Here is a 17,910-nt window from a genome sequence, read left to right on the forward strand (position 1 = left end):
CCGCCGCCGCCCTGCTGGTCCATCCAGCGGGGCGGCTTCCGTATATATAGGGCTCGCCACGAGCCGCCGTACGGAAACTTCAGCCTTCTCAACAATCGCTCTTGCCCAGCCGTGAGGATTCGTTCGTTCGCACGCGGAGTCTCCGCTACTTCATTGACCGGACACAAGCTCACAAAAGCCAGAAACCTCAAGGCGACTACGTTCTAGGAACCGTAGCTTTGGTTTTGTGGCGTTTCAAAGCCTCCACAAGGCACCAAAGTGCTACAAAACCAAAGCTAGAAATCCACGGCCGACTACGCGATGTGCGCATCGACACGGCAGCCGTAGTCCCACAGTGACGGCAAACTCGCACGCGTCCCGCCCCACTGAATGGTCGCCTCTAACTCCTCCATGCATAGCGAAAGGCGCCTGCTCCCATCGGAGCAGGCGCCTTATCCGTGGACCACTGAACAGTTACGGCTTCGCAATATAGCGCATGGAGATGTACTCCATGATGCCCTCGGCGCCGCCTTCGCGGCCGAAGCCGGATTCCTTGATGCCGCCGAAGGGGGCGGCAGCGTCGGAGATGGCGCCGCGGTTAATGCCCACCATTCCAGCCTCGAGCGCGTGCGCAAGGTAGTCGGCAGTGTGGACGTTTTCGGTAAAGCCGTAAGCGGCGAGACCGAACTCGGTGTCGTTGGCCTTGTCCACGCCCTCTTCGAGGGTCGAGAAGGTCGTCACCGTCGCGACGGGGCCGAAGATCTCCGTACGGAGGATCTCAGCATCGTCCGGGATGTTGGTGAGCACCGTGGCCGGATAGAAGAAGCCAGAGTCCTCCGGAGCTGTGCCACCGGTGGTGACGGTGGCGCCGGCGGCGACCGCACCGTCGACGAGCGCGGAGATGGTATCGCGCTGCTTGGCGGTGATGATCGGGCCCAGCGTCGTAGACTCGTCAAGGCCGTGGCCCATGGTCACAGCAGACATCTTCTCCGTGAGGCGCTGCGTAAACTCCTCAGCGATGGCTTCGTGGACGATGAAGCGGTTGGCGGCGATGCAGGCCTCGCCGCCGTTACGCATCTTGGCGGCCATGGCGCAGTCGAGCACCAGGTCGAGGTCGGCGTCATCATTGATGAGGAACGGGGCGTTGCCGCCCAGCTCCATCGAGGTGCGCTGGAGATTATCCGCGGACTGGCGGACGAGGATCTTGCCCACACCAGTCGAACCGGTAAAGGTCACCTTCCGCAGGCGGGCATCCGCCATGAGCTCGCTGGAGAGATCCGCGGACTTCGTCGTCGTGATCATGGAGAACACGCCGGCGGGAACGTCGTGACGTTCGAAGACCTCCGCAATGACCTGGCCGAAGAGCAGCATGGTAAGCGGGGTCTCCGCGGCCGGCTTGACGATGACCGGGCAGCCAGCAGCCAGAGCCGGGGCGACCTTGCGAGTGGCCATCGCCAGCGGGAAGTTCCACGGGGTAATCGCCAGCACCGGGCCCACCGGGGTGTGGGAGACGGTGATGGTGCCATTGCCCGCGGGCGCCTGCGAGTAGCGGCCCGGAATACGGACGGCTTCCTCAGCAAACCAGCGGATGTACTCGGCACCGTAGGCCACCTCGCCCAGAGACTCGCGGTAGGGCTTGCCCATCTCCAGCGTCATGACGCGCGCAAAATCCTCCTTGCGGCGCGTGACCTCGTTGAAAATCTCGGTAAGGATGACGGAGCGCTCGCGGGGAGCGAAGGCTGCCCAGTCGCCCTTGGCGGCATCGGCAAGCTCCAGCGCGCGCATCCAGTCTGCGGAAGTGCCGTCGGCGACCTGGGCGAGGACTTCCTCCGTGGCCGGATCCTGCACCGGGAAGGTCGCGCCATCGCTGGCGGCGACATTAGCCTCGTCGAGCCACAGGCCCGTGGGCAGGCTGTCGATCAGGTCCTTGACCTGCGAGTAATCAAAGTCAGCCATCGAGTGTCCTTACTTGTACTCGTTGAACTTCTTGACGACGACCTGGAGGGCCTCGCGCCACAGGTGCTCGGGGATGGCCAGGGACGGCAGGAAGCGGATGACGTTGTGGTCCAGACCGCAGGTGAGCAGCAGGACGCCCTCGTCCTTGGCACCGTCCGCAATCTTGTGGACGAGCTCGGAATCCGGCTGGCCATCGGCAGTAACAAACTCGAGGGCAAGCATGGCACCACGGCCGCGGAACTCGGCGACGCGCTCGTCGTCCAGGATGGGCCCGAGCTCCTCGCGGGCGATGGACTCGAGGTTCTTCGCGCGGGCGCCGAAGTCCTTCTCCTCGTATTCCTTGATCGCGGCAAGAGCTGCGGCGCAAGCCACCGGGTTGCCGCCGTAGGTACCGCCCAGGCCGCCCGGCTGCGGGGCGTCCATGATCTCTGCGCGGCCGGTGACAGCGGACAGCGGCATGCCGCCGGCCACGCCCTTGGCGATGGTGACGAGGTCCGGGACAACGCCCTCGTAGTCGCAGGCGAACCAATCGCCGGTACGCAGCATGCCAGCCTGGATCTCGTCAGCGATGAAGACGACGTCATTGTCGTTGCACCACTTAACGACGGCCGGAAGGAAGCCGTCGGCCGGGACGACAAAGCCGCCCTCACCCTGGATGGGTTCGACGATGACACAGGCCAGGTTGTGGGCGCCGATCTCCTGCTCGAGCATGGTGATGGTGCGCTTCGCAGCTTCCTCACCGGTGAGACCGTCACGCAGCGGGTAGGACATCGGCGCGCGGTAAATTTCCGGAGCGAACGGGCCGAAACCGGACTTGTACGGGGCCTGCTTAGCGGTCATGCCCATGGTGAGGTTGGTGCGGCCGTGGAAGGCGCGGTCCATGACAACCACGCCGGTCTTTCCTGTGTAGTTGCGGGCGATCTTCACGGCATTCTCCACGGCCTCAGCGCCGGAGTTGAGCAGCACGGTGCGCTTCTCGTGGTCACCCGGAGTAAGCTCGTTGAGCTTCTCGGCGACGGCCACGTAGCTCTCGTACGGGGAGACGGAGAAGGAGGTGTGGGTGAAGTGAGCAACGGCGTCCTGGACGGCCTTGACGACGGCCGGGTTGGAGGCGCCGACGGAGGTTACGGCGATACCGGAAGCCAGGTCGATGAACTGGTTGCCATCGGCATCGGCGAGGATGCCACCGTCAGCGTCAACGACGTAGCCCGGCAAGGACGGCACCATGCCGGCCGGCAGAGCAGCCTTGCGGCGCGCGTCCAGCTCGGTGCTCACGGGGCCGGGGATCGGCTGGCCAAGCTTGCGGGTCTGCTCGAGGCGGTAATCAAGTTCCTGCATTGGAAATCCTTCCACAATGGAGATCTGAATAATGGGATGGTCATAGTGTGAAGCCGAGCACCTCGTCTCCACGATGGCCCAATGGGCGAATTTCTCGCTGAAAATTGTTTAGAGTGGATAGTGCATTTTCTCCGCAAAGGCGTTCCACGCCGCGTCTTCCAAGGTCGTTTCCATGAGCGATATCACGTTTACCTGGCTGTATAACCAACACAAGCTGCATCTGCGACCGATCGTCGAAGGGCCAGCGAGCTTTTCCACCATCCAGGCAACGGAGCTCAAAGACCCCACGGAATTCACGGCGCGCGGTGCCATAGTCCTCACTTTGGGGTTAGCCTTCGAGTCCACCCCCTCTGAGTTCTTTCTGTACACGCAGGCGCTGGCCCACGCTGGTGTCCAGGGCATCGGCTTTGGCACCGGCCTCACCTTTAGCGAGGTACCCCCGGAGCTCATCACCGCGGCGCAGGCCCAGGGGCTCGCGCTCTTCGAAGTTCCCCGCGCCACGGCGTTTACCTCCATCATCAACGCCGTGACCACGGAGCTCACCCGCATCGAGCACAACCAGCAGTTCGCGCTCCACCGCCAGCAGGAAAGGCTCAACCAGGCCGCGGCACAAGGGCTCGACGCGCTCATCGCCCAGGCGGGCAAGGAGCTCGGCGCCGCCGTCGCGATCGCGGATTCCCACGGCGCCGCCGTGTCGACGTACCGCCCTCGGCGCGGCGAACTGGACGCGCTGCCCGCCGCCGTGGACGTGGCCACCGCCACCGTCGCCACGACCTCCGGCGCGCGCACAGTTAAGCGCAAAGACGGCACGTCCGTCGCCACCATCACCAACCAGCTCGTCACGCCCCATCAGCAGCGCTTCGCCCTCGCCGTGAACAGCGAGACCAAGTTCAACTCCTATTCCCGCGCGCTCATCCGCCACCTCGCGGGTCTTACAGGCGTGCTCCTCCACCACACGGATGCGCGCACGCACCGCACGTTGGGTGCACTAGCGCTCGCCACCACGCTCGATTCCTCGCCCGCCGCACCACTCGCCGAGGCCTTCGGCACCCTCTCCCCCGACCGCTCCGTCCAGCTCCTTTGCCTCACGAGTGACTCGGCCAACCGCCTGCACAAGGCGCTCGAGCACGCCGAGCGCACCGGCACGGAGTACTTCGCGCTTGCCCTTCCCGGCGCCGCCGTCCTGGCTTTTGCTTCCGATGCCCCCATCGAGCCCCGTCAGCTCTTCGGCCGCGCCACCAGCCACCTGCGCTTCGCGCTGTCTGAGCCGCTGCCCTGGCAAGACCTCGGCGCGGACCTGCTCACGCGGCTTATCACGTACGCCAACGCACAGCCACTCGGCCAATGGAGCGTCCTCAATGAGGAAGGTCCCCAGTGGCTGCACTCCACCGCGGTCCAGGACGCGCTCACGCAGCGCCGCACCGAGCTGTTCGGCACACTCCACGACTACGACGACATCCACCACGCGGACCTCGCCCGGACGTTGCGCGTCTACGCGCTTGCCGATGCCCACCTCGGCACCGCCGCGACCGAGCTCGGCGTCCATCGCCACACCATCCGCGCGCGCATCGCCAAAATCGAGGAGCTCTGCCACATCGATCTCAGCGACCCAGTCACGCGCGCCGAGGTGGTGTTGCTCTGCGTGAGCGCTGGCTAATTGCAACTGCCTCGCGCGCTGCCCCCTCGACCTTAAGAAAACTCCGCACGCATGAGATACTTCAGATACACACCAACGATGTGAAAGGAGGAATGGCGTACGACACGTACATGGCAAGCTATCTCTCTGGCGCGACCGTCGATCAGCTCCGCCGCTGGGCCCGCAATAAGATTCTTGTACCCGAAGTCAATGACCACCGGCCCCTGTTCTTTTCTTTCTGCGACATCGTGGCATTCCGAGCGGTCGCAAAACTTCGCGCTTTTGCGTCACTCCAACGTATTTCGAAAGCGCTAAAGCCCCTCAAAGGTCAGGACTTCACTGATCATCTCTCGGCATACCGCTTTGGGTTCGATGGCCGGTCCATCAAGCTCTGGACCGAGGATTAACTGCTCGACATCGACAAGCACCCAGGACAGTTCCAGATGTACACGTTTGAAGACATCTACAAGCCCTTCGAGAATTTCAATCATCGTCTCGTTCCTGCGTTGCTCGAGCCATCTCCCGGCATCACAGTCAACCCGTCGTTCATGGGTGGCACCCCAACCGTCAACGGAACGCGCACAAGCTTCGACAACGCACTGACAGCCAGGATATCGACACAGGTTTGGTATCCCGGCCCTTCTTTTTCCATCAACACGGGATTGACGCAAATCAATCCTTCCAGAGTTTCAACTAACGCCTAAACGGCAGCTTAAATCCACGCCGCTTCGCTGGATTCTTCCCAGTGAGGACAACGCGTAATTCGTCGACGGAGGTCACCGAGCCGAGCTGCTCACGCGAGTGCCCCAGCAGCTCGCCGAGTTCCTGGGTCACACTCAAGTGCGCGGTGTCATCGAGAGCGGCAAGCGCAACGACGAAGCGGACGGGGTCGTTGGCGTGGTGGCCAAACTCGACGGGTTCGTCGAGGCGTACCCACGCCATCGCGATGCGTTTTACGGCGGGCGAGGTGCGCGAGTGGGCAAAGGCGAAGCCCGGCGCGAGCACGATGTACGGGCCGCTGTCTTCCACCCGCTTCATCATCGCTGCGGTGTACTCCGGCGTTGTCGCGCCCGTCTTGTCCAGCAGACCGCCGGCAAGTTCCATGGCTTCACGCCACGTCGAGGCGTGGCCGCTTAACTCGATGGCATTGTCAGCCAGCAGATTGTTGATGTGGGACATGGGTGCCTTTCGGAGCCGGGAACACGTGGTGTCTCCACGCTAACATCGCACGTGTCGACGTAACCTGGCTCTACTTTAAATTCACCTCGCTACAGCGCCGATCCCACGATAAAAGCCGTCGGTACCAAGGGCTGGGATCACGCGGCAAGGGCGCTGGTCACGTCCGATGCTCGTCGCGATTAAGCGGTGGTGTCATCGCCGCATAGGCTTAACGGCTATGCACACTACGGACACCGTCGTCACTCCGGATTCAACTACGCACACCACGGGCGAGACCGTTCACGGCGTGCGCCGTGAGTTGGAGGTCCGCCACATGGTCATGCTGGCACTGGGCGGTGTTATCGGTTCAGGGCTCTTCATCAGCTCTGGGTACACGATTACACAGGCGGGCCCCCTGGGCACGGTGCTCGCCTACCTCGTGGGCGCGGCCGTGGCGTTTATGGTCATGGCGTGCATGGGAGAACTCGCTGTGCAGTATCCAGAAGCCGGCGGGTTCCATGTCTACGCGTACAAGGCGATCAGTCCAGCGGCCGGGTTCACCACAGCATGGCTGTACTGGCTGTGCTGGGTAGCGGCGCTGGGCTCGGAGCTCACGGCCTCAGGTCTGCTCATGCAGCGGTGGTTCCCGCAAGTCGACGTGTGGGTGTGGTCGCTCGTCTTCGCTGCAGTGTTATTTGGCATCAATGCGTTTTCGGTACGCGGATTTGGCGAGGCGGAATTCTGGTTCTCGTTGGTGAAGGTCATCGCGGTCGTCGTGCTCATCGTGGCGGGCGCGGCCGCCATCCTCGGCTTCGGCAACGGGGATGAACCGGCGCCGCTCTTCCACAACTTCCATACTCCGGACGGCTACTTCCCTACCGGATTCGGCGGTGTCATTATTACTATTCTCGCGGTGTTCTATGCATTCTCCGGTACCGAGCTCATCGCGATTGCCGCTGGCGAGGCCAAAGATCCGAATCGTTCCATTCCCAAGGCACTGCATACGACGCTCTTCCGGCTGCTTGTGTTCTTCGTAGGCGCCATCATTGTGATCGCAGCGCTTATCCCGTGGGAGCAGCTACAGGACATCGGCGGTGATGAGTCGGTCGAAAACAGCCCATTCGTTCTCGTCTTTGAGCAGGTTGGAATCCCGTATGCGGATGACATCATGGCTGGCGTCATCATCGTGGCGCTGCTCTCTGCCGGGAATTCGGGTCTGTACGCGTGCTCGCGCTTGCTCTACTCCATGGCGAAAATGAAGCAGCTGCCCACCATTTTCGGGAAAACCACCACCCGCGGCGTACCGCTGTTCGCGATCACCGTCTCCCTCATCGCGGGCCTGGCGGCGCTCGTGTCCTCGGTGGTCTCGCCCGGCGCGGTCTATCTCGCGCTCGTATCCATCGCGGGCTTTGCCGTTGTCGCGGTATGGATGGTCATCGTCGTGGCGCAGATGCGCAATCGCTCGCAGTACCTAGCTTCTGGCAGCAAGCTCGAGGACTTGGTCTACCGCACGCCGTTCTATCCCGCGCTGCCTATCGCGACGTTGCTCATCCTCGCCATCTCACTCGTCGCGGTGGCCTTCGATCCGTCCCAGGTGGCCGCCCTCTACTTTGGGATCCCATTCGTGGGACTGTGCTACCTCGTCCACTGGGCTATGCGAAAGCGAGCTGAGCGATCTGCTCCGGCGTCGTCCGGCAGCACCCACCCATAAGTGTCGCACCGGCCGCGCGCAGCGCCGGAGCGGCCTCAACGAGCCCGGGAATCGCATCGGATTCCCGCCGCCACGTGCGCGCGATGTGGTCCCAGACCTCACCGCTATTCGGGTAGGCCAGAACCGGGATTCCCAGTTCTTTGAGCTGCCCCACGACGCGCTCGGCGACATCCGCGCCCACGCAGTTCACGCCCACCGCGCCCACGTTCTTCGCCTCGCGCATCAGTTGGATGGCTTGTTCCACGGCATTCGGGTCTGCAGCGAGGACCCCGGTGAGGGAGAGTGCAAAGGGCTTTGAGGTGGCATCGGCAAGCTCCAGCAGGGCGGCGACTTCGTCCAGGTTGGGGATGGTTTCTGCAAGCAGGAAGTCCGCGTCGGTGCTGGCAAGCACCTCAAAGCGGCGGCGGTGCCACTCCTTGAGTTCCTGCTTGCCGATGCCGTATGCGCCGTCGTAGTCCGTCCCCGCACCCGGGCCTGCACCATAGGGGCCTACCGATGCCGCCACCAGCCGGTCCCCCGCCGCCTGGCGCGCCAGCTCCACGCTGCGCCGCAAGAGGGTCTCGGCCTCCTCACCCAAGGCCTCGAACGTGACTTGATAGGAACAGCTCGTCGCGACCTGCGCGCCAGCACGGAAGAAGTCCTCGTGCGCGGCCCGCACCTCCTCTGGCTTGTCACGCACAATGGCGGCCGACCACAGATCACCGGAGATATCGTTTCCACGAGCCTCCAGGTGTGTGCCCAGGCCGCCATCGAAGATGAGGGGTTGGTCGAAAATGCTAGTCATTCGACCGATCGTAGCTGACTACAGGATCATCGCGGCAACCCAACCGGCGATGAGCAGCGGAATATTAAAGTGCAGGAACGTCGGGATGACCGAATCCCGAATGTGGTCGTGCTGGCCGTCGGCACCCAGGCCCATCGTGGGGCCGAGCGTCGAGTCGGACGCCGGCGAGCCCGCGTCGCCCAGCGCGCCTGCGGTACCGACGATGGCAACCGTCGCCGCAGGGCTAAAGCCTAGCGTCATACACAGCGGCACGTAGATGACCGTGATGATGGGCAGCGTGGAGAAGGACGAGCCGATGCCCATCGTCACAATGAGGCCGACTAGAAGCATGGCCGCCGCGGCCAGCAGCTTGTTATCGCCAAAGAGCTCGGCCGTGGTGGTCACGAGCGACTCGACCTGCCCCGTTTCCGTCATGACGGACGCGAAACCTTGGGCGGTGATCATAATGAAGCCGATAAGCGCCATCATCTTCATGCCGTTGGTGAAGACATCGTCCGCGTTGCGCCAGCTCACCGCACCGGAGAGCAGCAAGATGCCCAGGCCCACAAGTGCGCCGACCATGAGGCCATCCGACTCGAAGTCCATGAGCTGCATGACGATCTGCACGCTAAACGTGGCGATGATGGCAACGACGGAAACCCACAGCTTGTAGGCGGAAATCTCTTCCTTATCCTTCTCCTGCGCAATGGGTGCGTCGAGGTACGTGCGCGGCTTGCGGTAGCTGATAAACACCGCGATGAGCAAGCCGATAAACATGCCGAGCGCCGGGATGCCCATCACCTTCATGATGTTCATACCGGTCGTATCCAGGCCCGCCTCACCGATATTGAACAGCAGGATGTCATTCAAGAAGATGGAACCGAAGCCTACCGGCACGAACATGTACGTGGTGACCAGACCGAAGGTGAGGCAGCACGTGATAAGACGACGGTCGATCTGCAGCTTGCTCATCACGCCCAGCAGCGGCGGAACGATAAGCGGAATGAACGCGATGTGGACCGGGATGAGGTTCTGGCTCATAATCGCCATCGCAACCATGACGAGGATGATGATCCACTTCGTCGTTGCCACAGCCTTGGGGTTAAGCTCCCCCGCGTTGCCATTCAACTTGCGGATGAGCGTCTGCGCCAGCTTTTCCGGCAAGCCCGCGGCGGCCACGCCCATGGCGAATGCGCCGAGCAGGGCGTAACTCAGCGCGATCTTCGCGCCACCGCCCAAACCGTCTTGGAAAGCGAGAAGGGTGGAGTCGAGGCCCATGCCGGCCATGAGGCCACCCGTGAGGGCGCCCAGGAACAGGGCGATGACAACGTGCACGCGTGCCACGGAGAGCACGAGCATCACGATAACTGCGATGAGTACGGCGTTCATGCACGTAAGGGTACTGCATAGTATTCACTTCTATGAAACTTTTCAATACTGCCCCCATAGAGCCATCGCCTTTGGTCCGTACGCCCGGCGCGACATACGAAAGCCTCTTGCTAGGTACGAAATGTCGAAACATCTCACCCCGCTACCGTCTTCCCAGCAGTTGGTGAGATAAAAATCGGCTCTTCATCCCTTGTTTCTGACACACTAGCCTCATGCGCGCCGTTACTTTCACCGAGTTCTCTTCCACGCCCACCATCGAAGACGTCCCCCATCCGCTCCTGCCCGCCGGCGGCGCCGTCGTCCGCGTCGCGGCCACCGGCGTGTGTCGTAGCGACTGGCACGCGTGGTCCGGCCACGATGACTCCGTGTCGCTCCCTCACATCCCCGGCCACGAGTTCGCCGGTGTCATCGAAGAAATCGACCCCGCCGTCCCCGGTTTTAAGAAGGGCGACCGCGTCACGGCGCCTTTCATCTTTGCCTGCGGCGACTGCGCGCAATGCCGCGCTGGCCACACGCAGGTCTGCCCTAACCAGCAACAACCGGGTTTCGATCTTAAGGGATCCTGGGCCGAGTACGTTGCCGTCACCAACGCCGCGACGAATCTCGTGCACCTACCGGATGAGCTCGACTTCGATATTGCCGCGGGACTGGGCTGCCGCTTCGGCACTGCCTATCACGCCGTCACGGTGCAAGGTCGCGTCCAGCCCGGCGAGACCGTCGCCGTCATTGGCTGCGGCGGCGTGGGGCTGTCCTGCGTCATGATCGCCCGCGCCGCCGGCGCCCGCGTCATCGCCGTCGACCGCAATCAATCCGCACTCGATGCCGCGGAAAAGCTCGGCGCCACTCCCCTCTACTCGGACGAGACCACCGTCGCGCGCATCCACGAGCTCGGCGGCGCGCATGTATCCATCGACGCCCTGGGAGCTCGCATCACTGCCACGACGGCCATCGAGTCCCTGCGCCCCAAGGGCCGCCACGTCCAGGTCGGTCTCCTGCTCGGCGAGGACGCCAATCCCTCGCTGCCGTACGGTCGCGCCATCGCCCTCGAGCTTGAGCTGCTTGGCTCCCACGGCCTGGCCACATCCGAGTACGCTGCCATGCTTGCCGATGTCGCCTCCGGCCACCTCGACCTCGCCGGCACCGTCGGCACCCGCATCGGCTTCGACGATCTGCCCGCCGCGCTCCCCGCGATGAACGAGCCGCCGCGCGCAGGCAGCTTCGGCATGACCGTTGCGGTGCTTGAGCACCAGACGCGATAACAGCGAAGAAGTCGGAACTACGCGTTTAGGATCGTGCTTCCGCATGCGCGACGACGATTGAATCAATCAGCCTCGCCGCCGCCTTAGCCGTGCGTCCATCGATGTCGAAACGGGGGTTGAACTCAGCGATGTCGACGAGCGCCAGCTTGCCCGTCGCGGCGAGTGCGCGGACGATGGCATGGATATGCAGCAGCGGGACGCCAAGCCCTGCTGGCGCGGAGACGCCTGGGGCGACGGCAGCAGGCAGCACGTCGAGGTCAATGGACAGGTGAATCGACTCGGCGTCGGCGACGAGTTCCACGGCGCGCGCAGCCGCGTCCTGGGCACTGAGAGCGGCAAGTTCCTCGTCGAGCACGACGTTGACGCCCAGATCGCGGGCGGTATCGAAGAGAACTTTCGTATTATTCGGCCGCGAGATCCCCAGTACCGAGTAGTCGAAGTCATCGCCATAGACGTCAGCTAACTGCCGAAACGGTGTGCCGGACGTGGGTTGGTCCGCGATGCGCAAGTCGAAGTGTGCGTCGAGGTTGATAATCGCGGACGGACGCACGCGGGCTAATCCCCTGCCCGTCGCGAACGAAGTTTCGTGCCCGCCACCGAGCACGATGGGCAGGTGCCCGGCGCGCACGAGCACCTCGACCTTGTCAGAGACTTCCGTCTGCGTGCCCTCAAGGTCTTCGCCTTCAGTGACAACAGTGCCGGCATCGATGCGTGGGAATTCATCGTGCACGGCGAGCGATCCCAGTGCCGCCCGCAGCGCCTCGGGTCCGTCGGCGGCACCCACGCGCCCACCGTTGCGGCGCACGCCCTCATCCGTGGCAAAGCCGAGCAGCGCCGCCCCCGGGGCGGTCGATGTATTGATGACCGAGTGCCAGCGCGCGTGTTCCGGTCCGGGTCCGTCGTTGCGGCCGGTCCATGCGGGAGCGGGAGTAAACAAGGTGCCTCCTTGGTTGACATCGTGCCCAGCTTAAAGTGCGCGTGCGCTGCGCGCACCGCCAGCGAAATCTAATCGTCTGAAATTTCAGACTCCACCGCTAGACTTGCCTTCCATGTCGTCTTCCCGCGTTCCCGCCGCCCGCCACACACTCGACATCCTGCAGCTGCTGTCCACCATCGACGTGCCCATTTCCGCGAGCCGCATTCGTCGTGAACTCGACTTACCCCGTTCGAGCACGTATCACCTACTCAATGAGATGGTCGCCGCTGGCTTTGTCGTGCACATTCCGGAAAATCAGACCTACGGATTGGGCATGGCGGCGTACGCAATGGCCTCGGCATATACGACACAGCAGCCGCTCGTGCGCGCAGCAACGAAGCCGCTCGAGAAGATCGCCGCGCTCGTGCACGGCTCGGGACACCTCTCCCGCATGGCAGGCTCCGAGATTGTCTATCTCCAGGAAGTTCGCTCCCCTGGTGCGGTCTCGCTCGTCACCGACAAGGGCGTGCGCCTTCAAGCTCACCGCACCGCATCCGGCCGCGCAATGCTCGCCCAGCTTCCCGATGCCGAGGCGCGCGCCGCGTACTCCACCTCCAGCGACGCCAGAGCCTTCCGGCAGTTCCACGACATGCTCACCCAGACTCGCGAGCGCGGCTGGGCCGAAGAGGTCGAGGAGGTCTCCCGCGGCCAGGAATCCGTGGCCGTAGCCATCCTCGATCACGTCAACCGGCCTGCGGGCGCGCTCGCCGTCACCTTCCAGCGCGGGCGGATTGATGCCGCCACGCGCGCCGTGGCGATCGAGCAGTTGCGCTCGGCTGCCGCAGCGATTGCAGCAAAGGTTTACCGCTCCGGTTAATCCGTAGCGCGCGCTCCAGCCGTTGTGTAGCATTACTGCCAACGCGTCTGGCTGTCGCGCGAGAAATCCATCCATTCCCTGCCGGGGTGCACTGGAGTGCATTCACCGGTGGTGCGTCCACGCACATAATCCGCGATAAGGAGCCAGATATGTCCCACGCTGCTACTTCCCAGACCGTGTCCGTCGGCATCGGCGCACTGACCATCGACGAGGTCGTCGCCGTCGCCCGCTACGGCGCGAAGGTAGAAATCACTTCCGAGGCGATTGCTGAAGTCGAGGCGACGCGTGAGCGCGTCGAGGAACTCGCCCAGGATCCCACGCCGGTCTACGGCATCTCCACTGGATTCGGCGCGCTCGCGCGTCGCCACATCCCTGAGGCGATGCGAGCCCAGCTGCAGCTGTCGCTCGTGCGCTCTCACGCCGCGGGCACCGGACCGGAGGTCGAGGAAGAAGTCATCCGCGCGCTCATGCTCCTGCGTCTGTCCACGCTGTGTACAGGGCGGACCGGCGTGCGTCCCGTCGTCGCGCAGACGTACGCGGACGTGCTGAACGCAGGCATCGTGCCGGTCGTGCGCGAGTACGGATCGCTGGGCTGCTCCGGCGACTTGGCGCCACTCGCCCACTGCGCCCTGGCGCTACTCGGCGAGGGCGAGGTCCGCGTGAACGGCGAACTCCAGGACGCGGGCGAGGCCCTCAAGGCCGCAGGCATCGAGCCGCTCGTCCTGCGCGAGAAGGAGGGCCTAGCGCTCATCAACGGCACGGACGGCATGCTGGGCATGCTGTGCCTGGCCATTACCGATCTGCGCCAGCTCGCCAAGACCGCGGACATCGCGACGGCGATGACGGTCGAGGGCCTGCTGGGCACGCTCGTCGTCTTTGCCGAAGACCTCCAGGAGCTGCGCCCGCATCCGGGCCAGGCGGCCGCGGCAGCAAACATCCTGCAGGTCGCCGAGGGCTCGGAGATCCTCGCCGCGGCACTCGAAGAGTTCAAGAAGAACCAGGTTCAGGACGCCTACTCCGTGCGCTGCGCGCCGCAGGTCGCCGGCGGCTTCCGCGACACCATCGAACATGCCGCCACCGTCGCGGGCCACGAGCTCGCCGCTGCCGTGGATAACCCCGTCGTCGCCAAGGACGGCCGCGTGGTGTCCAACGGCAACTTCCATGGGGCGCCGGTCGCTTACGTGCTCGACTTCCTCGCGATCGTCACAGCGGATCTCGCCTCCATTTCTGAGCGCCGCACCGACCGCTTCCTCGATCCCGCGCGCAACCGCGGCCTCAACGCCTTCCTCGCGGACGACCCAGGCGTCGACTCCGGCCACATGATCGCGCAGTACGCCCAGGCCGGCATCGTCAGTGAACTCAAGCGCCTGGCCAACCCGTCCTCGGCGGATTCCATCCCGTCGTCAGCCATGCAAGAAGACCACGTCTCCATGGGCTGGTCCGCCGCGCGCAAGCTGCGCAAGTCCGTCGACGGACTGCAGCGCGTGCTGGCCATCGAGATCCTCACTGCTGCCCGCGCCATCGACATGCGCGACGGCGCGCCCGCGAAGGGAACCGGCGCGGTCATCGAAAAACTACGTGAGACTGTCCAGGGTGCAGGCACCGACCGCTTCCTCTCCCCCGAGATCGAGGAGACGGTACGTCTGGTCAAGGCAGGGACGCTGCTGGACGCGGTAGAAGGCGGCATCGGAAAGCTGCGCTAAGCAGGAGGGCCCATGCGGGCCCTTTTTTTTGCGACCCTCTGGGAGTCTCGTATCCCAGACACCCAACCCTGCAAGCGCCTCGTGCATCAACATCACAGACGCTACCTTTGTGAGACATGCGCCACGGTAGAAGGGGACAGCCCCGGGTAACCGGCCCTGCAACCACGCGCAGCTTACCTGTCGAAGAAAGGAACTCCCATGTCTGCACCCCGTGAAGTCCGCGCCCCGCGCGGCACGACGCTCAACGCCAAGTCTTGGCAGACCGAGGCGCCGCTGCGCATGCTCATGAACAACCTGGACCCTGAGGTCGCGGAGCGCCCCGAGGACCTCGTGGTCTACGGCGGCACCGGCCGCGCCGCACGCTCGTGGGAGGCTTTCGACTCCATCGTCGACGCGCTCAAGGACCTGGAATCCGATGAGACCCTGCTCGTCCAGTCCGGCAAGCCCGTGGGCATCTGGAAGACCAACGAATGGGCGCCGCGCGTGCTCATCGCCAACTCCAACCTCGTGGGCGACTGGGCCAACTGGGAACACTTCCGCAAGCTCGAAGACGAGGGGCTCATGATGTACGGCCAGATGACGGCCGGGTCCTGGATTTACATCGCCACGCAGGGCATCCTCCAAGGCACCTTCGAGACCTTCGCCGCCGTCGCGCGCAAGCGCTTTGGCGGCACACTCGCCGGCACGCTGACTCTCACCGGCGGCTGTGGCGGCATGGGCGGCGCCCAGCCGCTCTCGGTCACGCTCAATGGAGGCGCGGTGCTCATCGTCGATGTGGACGAAACCCGCCTCAAGCGCCGCCAATCCAAGCGCTACCTCGACGAGGTAACGACCGACTTGGACGAGGCCTTGAAGCTCGTGCTCGCCGCGAAGGAAGAGAAGCGTGCGCTCTCGGTCGGCCTGGTGGGCAACGCCGCCGACGTCTTCCCGGAGATGCTGCGCCGCCAGCGCGCCGGCGAATTTACCGTCGACATCGTCACGGACCAGACGTCCGCGCACGATCCGCTCTCCTACCTACCCACGGAGATCCGCGTCGAAGATTGGCACGCAGAGGCCAAGGCCGACCCGACGACCTTTACGAAAAAGGCCCGCGAGTCCATGGCCGCCCAGGTTCAGGCCATGGTCGAGTTCCAGGACGAGGGCGCCGAGGTCTTCGACTACGGCAACTCCATCCGTGACGAGGCCCGCCACGCCGGCTACCAGCGCGCCTTCGAGTTCCCCGGCTTCGTGCCCGCCTACATCCGTCCGCTCTTCTGCGAGGGCTTGGGTCCGTTCCGCTGGGCCGCGCTGTCGGGCGATCCGGAGGACATCAAGGTCACCGACCAAGCTTTGAAGGAACTCTTCCCGGACAACGAGCACCTCCACAATTGGCTCGACGCTGCCGAGGAATACGTCGAGTTCGAGGGTCTGCCCGCCCGTATTTGCTGGCTGGGCTACAACGAGCGCCACAAGGCCGGCCTGTTGTTTAATGACCTGGTGAAGGAAGGCAAGATCTCCGCGCCCATCGTCATCGGCCGCGACCACCTCGACTCCGGCTCCGTGGCCTCGCCCTACCGCGAGACCGAGGCCATGCTGGATGGCACCGATGCCGTCGCGGACTGGCCGCTGCTCAACGCCATGACGGCCGTGTCCTCCGGCGCGACCTGGGTGTCCATCCACCACGGCGGCGGCGTGGGCATGGGTCGCTCCATCCACGCTGGCCAGGTCTCCGTCGCCGACGGCACGGAGCTCGCCGCCGCGAAGCTGCGCGCCGTGCTTACCAACGACCCGGGCATGGGCGTTATCCGCCACGTCGACGCCGGCTACACCCGCGCCAAGGAAGTTGCAGACGAGCGCGGCGTGCGCATCCCCATGGAATTCAAGGCGCGCGATTAATATGTCCACGCTCTTTACCGGAATCAGCGAACTGCGCACCGTCTCTTCCGCTGGCACGCTTGCCGATGCCGCCCTCGCCGTCGCCGACGGCATCATCATCTGGGTAGGCCAAGCTTCCGACGCCCCCGCCTGCGAGGAGACGGTCGACCTCGGCGGCCGGGCCGTCCTGCCCGGCTGGGTCGACTCGCACACGCACATGGTCTTCGACGGCAACCGCGGCGCGGAGTTCGAGGCACGCCTGGCTGGCTCGTCCTATGAGGCCGGCGGCATCGCGGTGACCATGGAGGCCACGCGCTCGGCTGGCGCAGAGCGGCTCCGCGCGCTCGTCCGCGACCGCAGCGCCGCCGGCCGCGCCGGTGGCACGACGACCTTTGAGACGAAGACCGGCTACGGGCTCAACACGGCCTCGGAGGTGGAATCCGCGCAGATTGCCGCCGAGTTCGCCGACGACGTCACGTTTTTGGGTGCCCACCTCGTCCCGCCGGGTGCGGACGCCGACGAGTACCTCGACGAGGTCGTCGGCCCGATGCTCGACGGCGTGGCCCCGTACGTGCGTTGGATCGACGTCTTCTGTGAGCGCGGTGCCTTCAACGAGTCACAGTCCCGCCGCGTTCTGGAAGCGGGTCAGGCGCGTGGCCTAGGCATACGCGTCCACGGCAACCAGCTGGGCGACGGCCCGGGCGTCCAGCTCGCCGTCGAACTTGGCGCGGCGAGCGTCGACCACGTCAACTACGTTACGGACGCGGACATCGCGGCCCTTGCGAACTCCGATACCGTCGCGACGCTCCTGCCCGCGTGCGATTTGTCCACGCGTCAGCCGCTCGCCCCGGGCCGCCGTCTCCTCGACGCGGGCGCGACCATCGCCATCGCATCCAATCTCAACCCAGGCACCTCGTATACCTCGTCGATGAACTTCTGCGTGGCCACCGCGGTTCTGCAGCAACACCTCACGCTCGACGAGGCCATTGCCGCCGCGACGACCGGCGGTGCCAAGGCCCTGCGCCGCCACGACGTCGGCGACGGTCTCGACCCCCAGGGACGCCCGGCCAAGGGCACGCTGGTCCCCGGCGCCGCTGCGGACCTCCACGTCCTCCAACGCACCAGCGCCATCGACTTGGCCTACCGCCCAGGCATGCCGCAGACATACCAGACCTACGTCGCCGGAAAGCTGGTCTAGAGTTTGTAACTCGTATGAGTTGCCGAAAATTTTCGAATTCTCGCGCGACTCATACGAGTTACCGTCGTTTTCTTGGACCCAAGAACCTGAAGCCGAGATTTCTCGCCACGCATATCCAAAAGCGGGATTACTGGAGAGTTTCGGCGAGGGCATCGCCGCATAGGAATCCCCCA

At 64.4% G+C, this 17,910-nt stretch carries 14 protein-coding genes; 7 read left to right on the forward strand and 7 right to left on the reverse strand.

Annotated features, from left to right (window positions below):
* Nucleotides 1-453 precede the first annotated feature (453 nt).
* The gene (locus tag ABJ196_RS05380; protein WP_347305549.1) at nt 454-1,935 is read right to left on the reverse strand and encodes an NAD-dependent succinate-semialdehyde dehydrogenase; all 1,482 of its coding nucleotides are present in this window, start codon (nt 1,933-1,935) and stop codon (nt 454-456) included.
* 9 nt (nt 1,936-1,944) lie between these two features.
* Nucleotides 1,945-3,273, reverse strand: coding sequence for a 4-aminobutyrate--2-oxoglutarate transaminase (gabT, locus tag ABJ196_RS05385; protein ID WP_347305550.1), 1,329 nt, complete (start codon nt 3,271-3,273; stop codon nt 1,945-1,947).
* 172 nt (nt 3,274-3,445) lie between these two features.
* Between gabT and ABJ196_RS05390 the strand changes: the two genes are divergently transcribed.
* A complete protein-coding gene (locus tag ABJ196_RS05390; RefSeq protein WP_347305551.1) occupies nt 3,446-4,930 on the forward strand; it encodes a PucR family transcriptional regulator in 1,485 nt (494 codons plus the stop codon).
* 290 nt (nt 4,931-5,220) lie between these two features.
* Here the strand turns inward: ABJ196_RS05390 and ABJ196_RS05395 are convergent, their stop codons facing one another.
* Both ABJ196_RS05395 and ABJ196_RS05400 read right to left on the reverse strand, forming a co-directional pair.
* Nucleotides 5,221-5,400 (reverse strand): hypothetical protein, encoded by a 180-nt coding sequence (locus tag ABJ196_RS05395; RefSeq protein WP_347305552.1) that lies wholly within the window; start codon nt 5,398-5,400, stop codon nt 5,221-5,223.
* A 202-nt stretch (nt 5,401-5,602) separates the two neighbouring features.
* Nucleotides 5,603-6,088: a PTS sugar transporter subunit IIA gene (locus tag ABJ196_RS05400; RefSeq protein ID WP_347305553.1), complete on the reverse strand. Its 486-nt coding sequence runs from the start codon at nt 6,086-6,088 to the stop codon at nt 5,603-5,605.
* Between the two features lie 217 nt (nt 6,089-6,305).
* Between ABJ196_RS05400 and ABJ196_RS05405 the strand changes: the two genes are divergently transcribed.
* On the forward strand, nt 6,306-7,778 hold the full coding sequence (locus ABJ196_RS05405; RefSeq protein WP_347305554.1) for an amino acid permease: 1,473 nt from the start codon (nt 6,306-6,308) through the stop codon (nt 7,776-7,778).
* On the opposite strand, the gene mmuM is transcribed toward ABJ196_RS05405, so the two are convergent.
* Both mmuM and ABJ196_RS05415 read right to left on the reverse strand, forming a co-directional pair.
* Nucleotides 7,720-8,562 (reverse strand): homocysteine S-methyltransferase, encoded by an 843-nt coding sequence (gene mmuM, locus ABJ196_RS05410; protein WP_347305555.1) that lies wholly within the window; start codon nt 8,560-8,562, stop codon nt 7,720-7,722. The genes ABJ196_RS05405 and mmuM overlap by 59 nt on opposite strands.
* Nucleotides 8,563-8,580: 18 nt before the next feature.
* Entirely contained in the window at nt 8,581-9,930 is a 1,350-nt protein-coding gene (locus ABJ196_RS05415; RefSeq protein ID WP_347305556.1) for a Na+/H+ antiporter NhaC family protein, read from the reverse strand.
* A gap of 212 nt (nt 9,931-10,142) precedes the next feature.
* Here ABJ196_RS05415 and ABJ196_RS05420 point away from each other — a divergent pair, with 212 nt between their 5' ends.
* On the forward strand, nt 10,143-11,189 hold the full coding sequence (locus ABJ196_RS05420) for a zinc-dependent alcohol dehydrogenase family protein (protein WP_347305557.1): 1,047 nt from the start codon (nt 10,143-10,145) through the stop codon (nt 11,187-11,189).
* A 25-nt stretch (nt 11,190-11,214) separates the two neighbouring features.
* Here the strand turns inward: ABJ196_RS05420 and hutG are convergent, their stop codons facing one another.
* On the reverse strand, nt 11,215-12,126 hold the full coding sequence (gene hutG, locus ABJ196_RS05425; RefSeq protein WP_347305558.1) for a formimidoylglutamase: 912 nt from the start codon (nt 12,124-12,126) through the stop codon (nt 11,215-11,217).
* A 112-nt stretch (nt 12,127-12,238) separates the two neighbouring features.
* Between hutG and ABJ196_RS05430 the strand changes: the two genes are divergently transcribed.
* The 4 genes from ABJ196_RS05430 (at nt 12,239) to hutI (ending at nt 17,737) form a co-directional block, all read left to right on the forward strand.
* The gene (locus ABJ196_RS05430) at nt 12,239-12,982 is read left to right on the forward strand and encodes an IclR family transcriptional regulator (protein WP_347305559.1); all 744 of its coding nucleotides are present in this window, start codon (nt 12,239-12,241) and stop codon (nt 12,980-12,982) included.
* Nucleotides 12,983-13,131: 149 nt separating this feature from the next.
* Nucleotides 13,132-14,685 (forward strand): histidine ammonia-lyase, encoded by a 1,554-nt coding sequence (gene hutH / locus ABJ196_RS05435; RefSeq protein WP_347305560.1) that lies wholly within the window; start codon nt 13,132-13,134, stop codon nt 14,683-14,685.
* A gap of 198 nt (nt 14,686-14,883) precedes the next feature.
* Nucleotides 14,884-16,560 carry a urocanate hydratase gene (hutU, locus tag ABJ196_RS05440; protein ID WP_196131659.1) on the forward strand — a complete coding sequence of 559 codons (1,677 nt, stop codon included), beginning with the start codon at nt 14,884-14,886 and terminating at the stop codon, nt 16,558-16,560.
* 1 nt (nt 16,561) lies between these two features.
* The gene (gene hutI / locus ABJ196_RS05445; protein WP_347305561.1) at nt 16,562-17,737 is read left to right on the forward strand and encodes an imidazolonepropionase; all 1,176 of its coding nucleotides are present in this window, start codon (nt 16,562-16,564) and stop codon (nt 17,735-17,737) included.
* Nucleotides 17,738-17,910 lie beyond the last annotated feature (173 nt).

This window comes from Corynebacterium sp. SA-MJD20WY100 (genome assembly GCF_039822565.1).
Lineage (GTDB): Bacteria > Actinomycetota > Actinomycetes > Mycobacteriales > Mycobacteriaceae > Corynebacterium > Corynebacterium phoceense_A.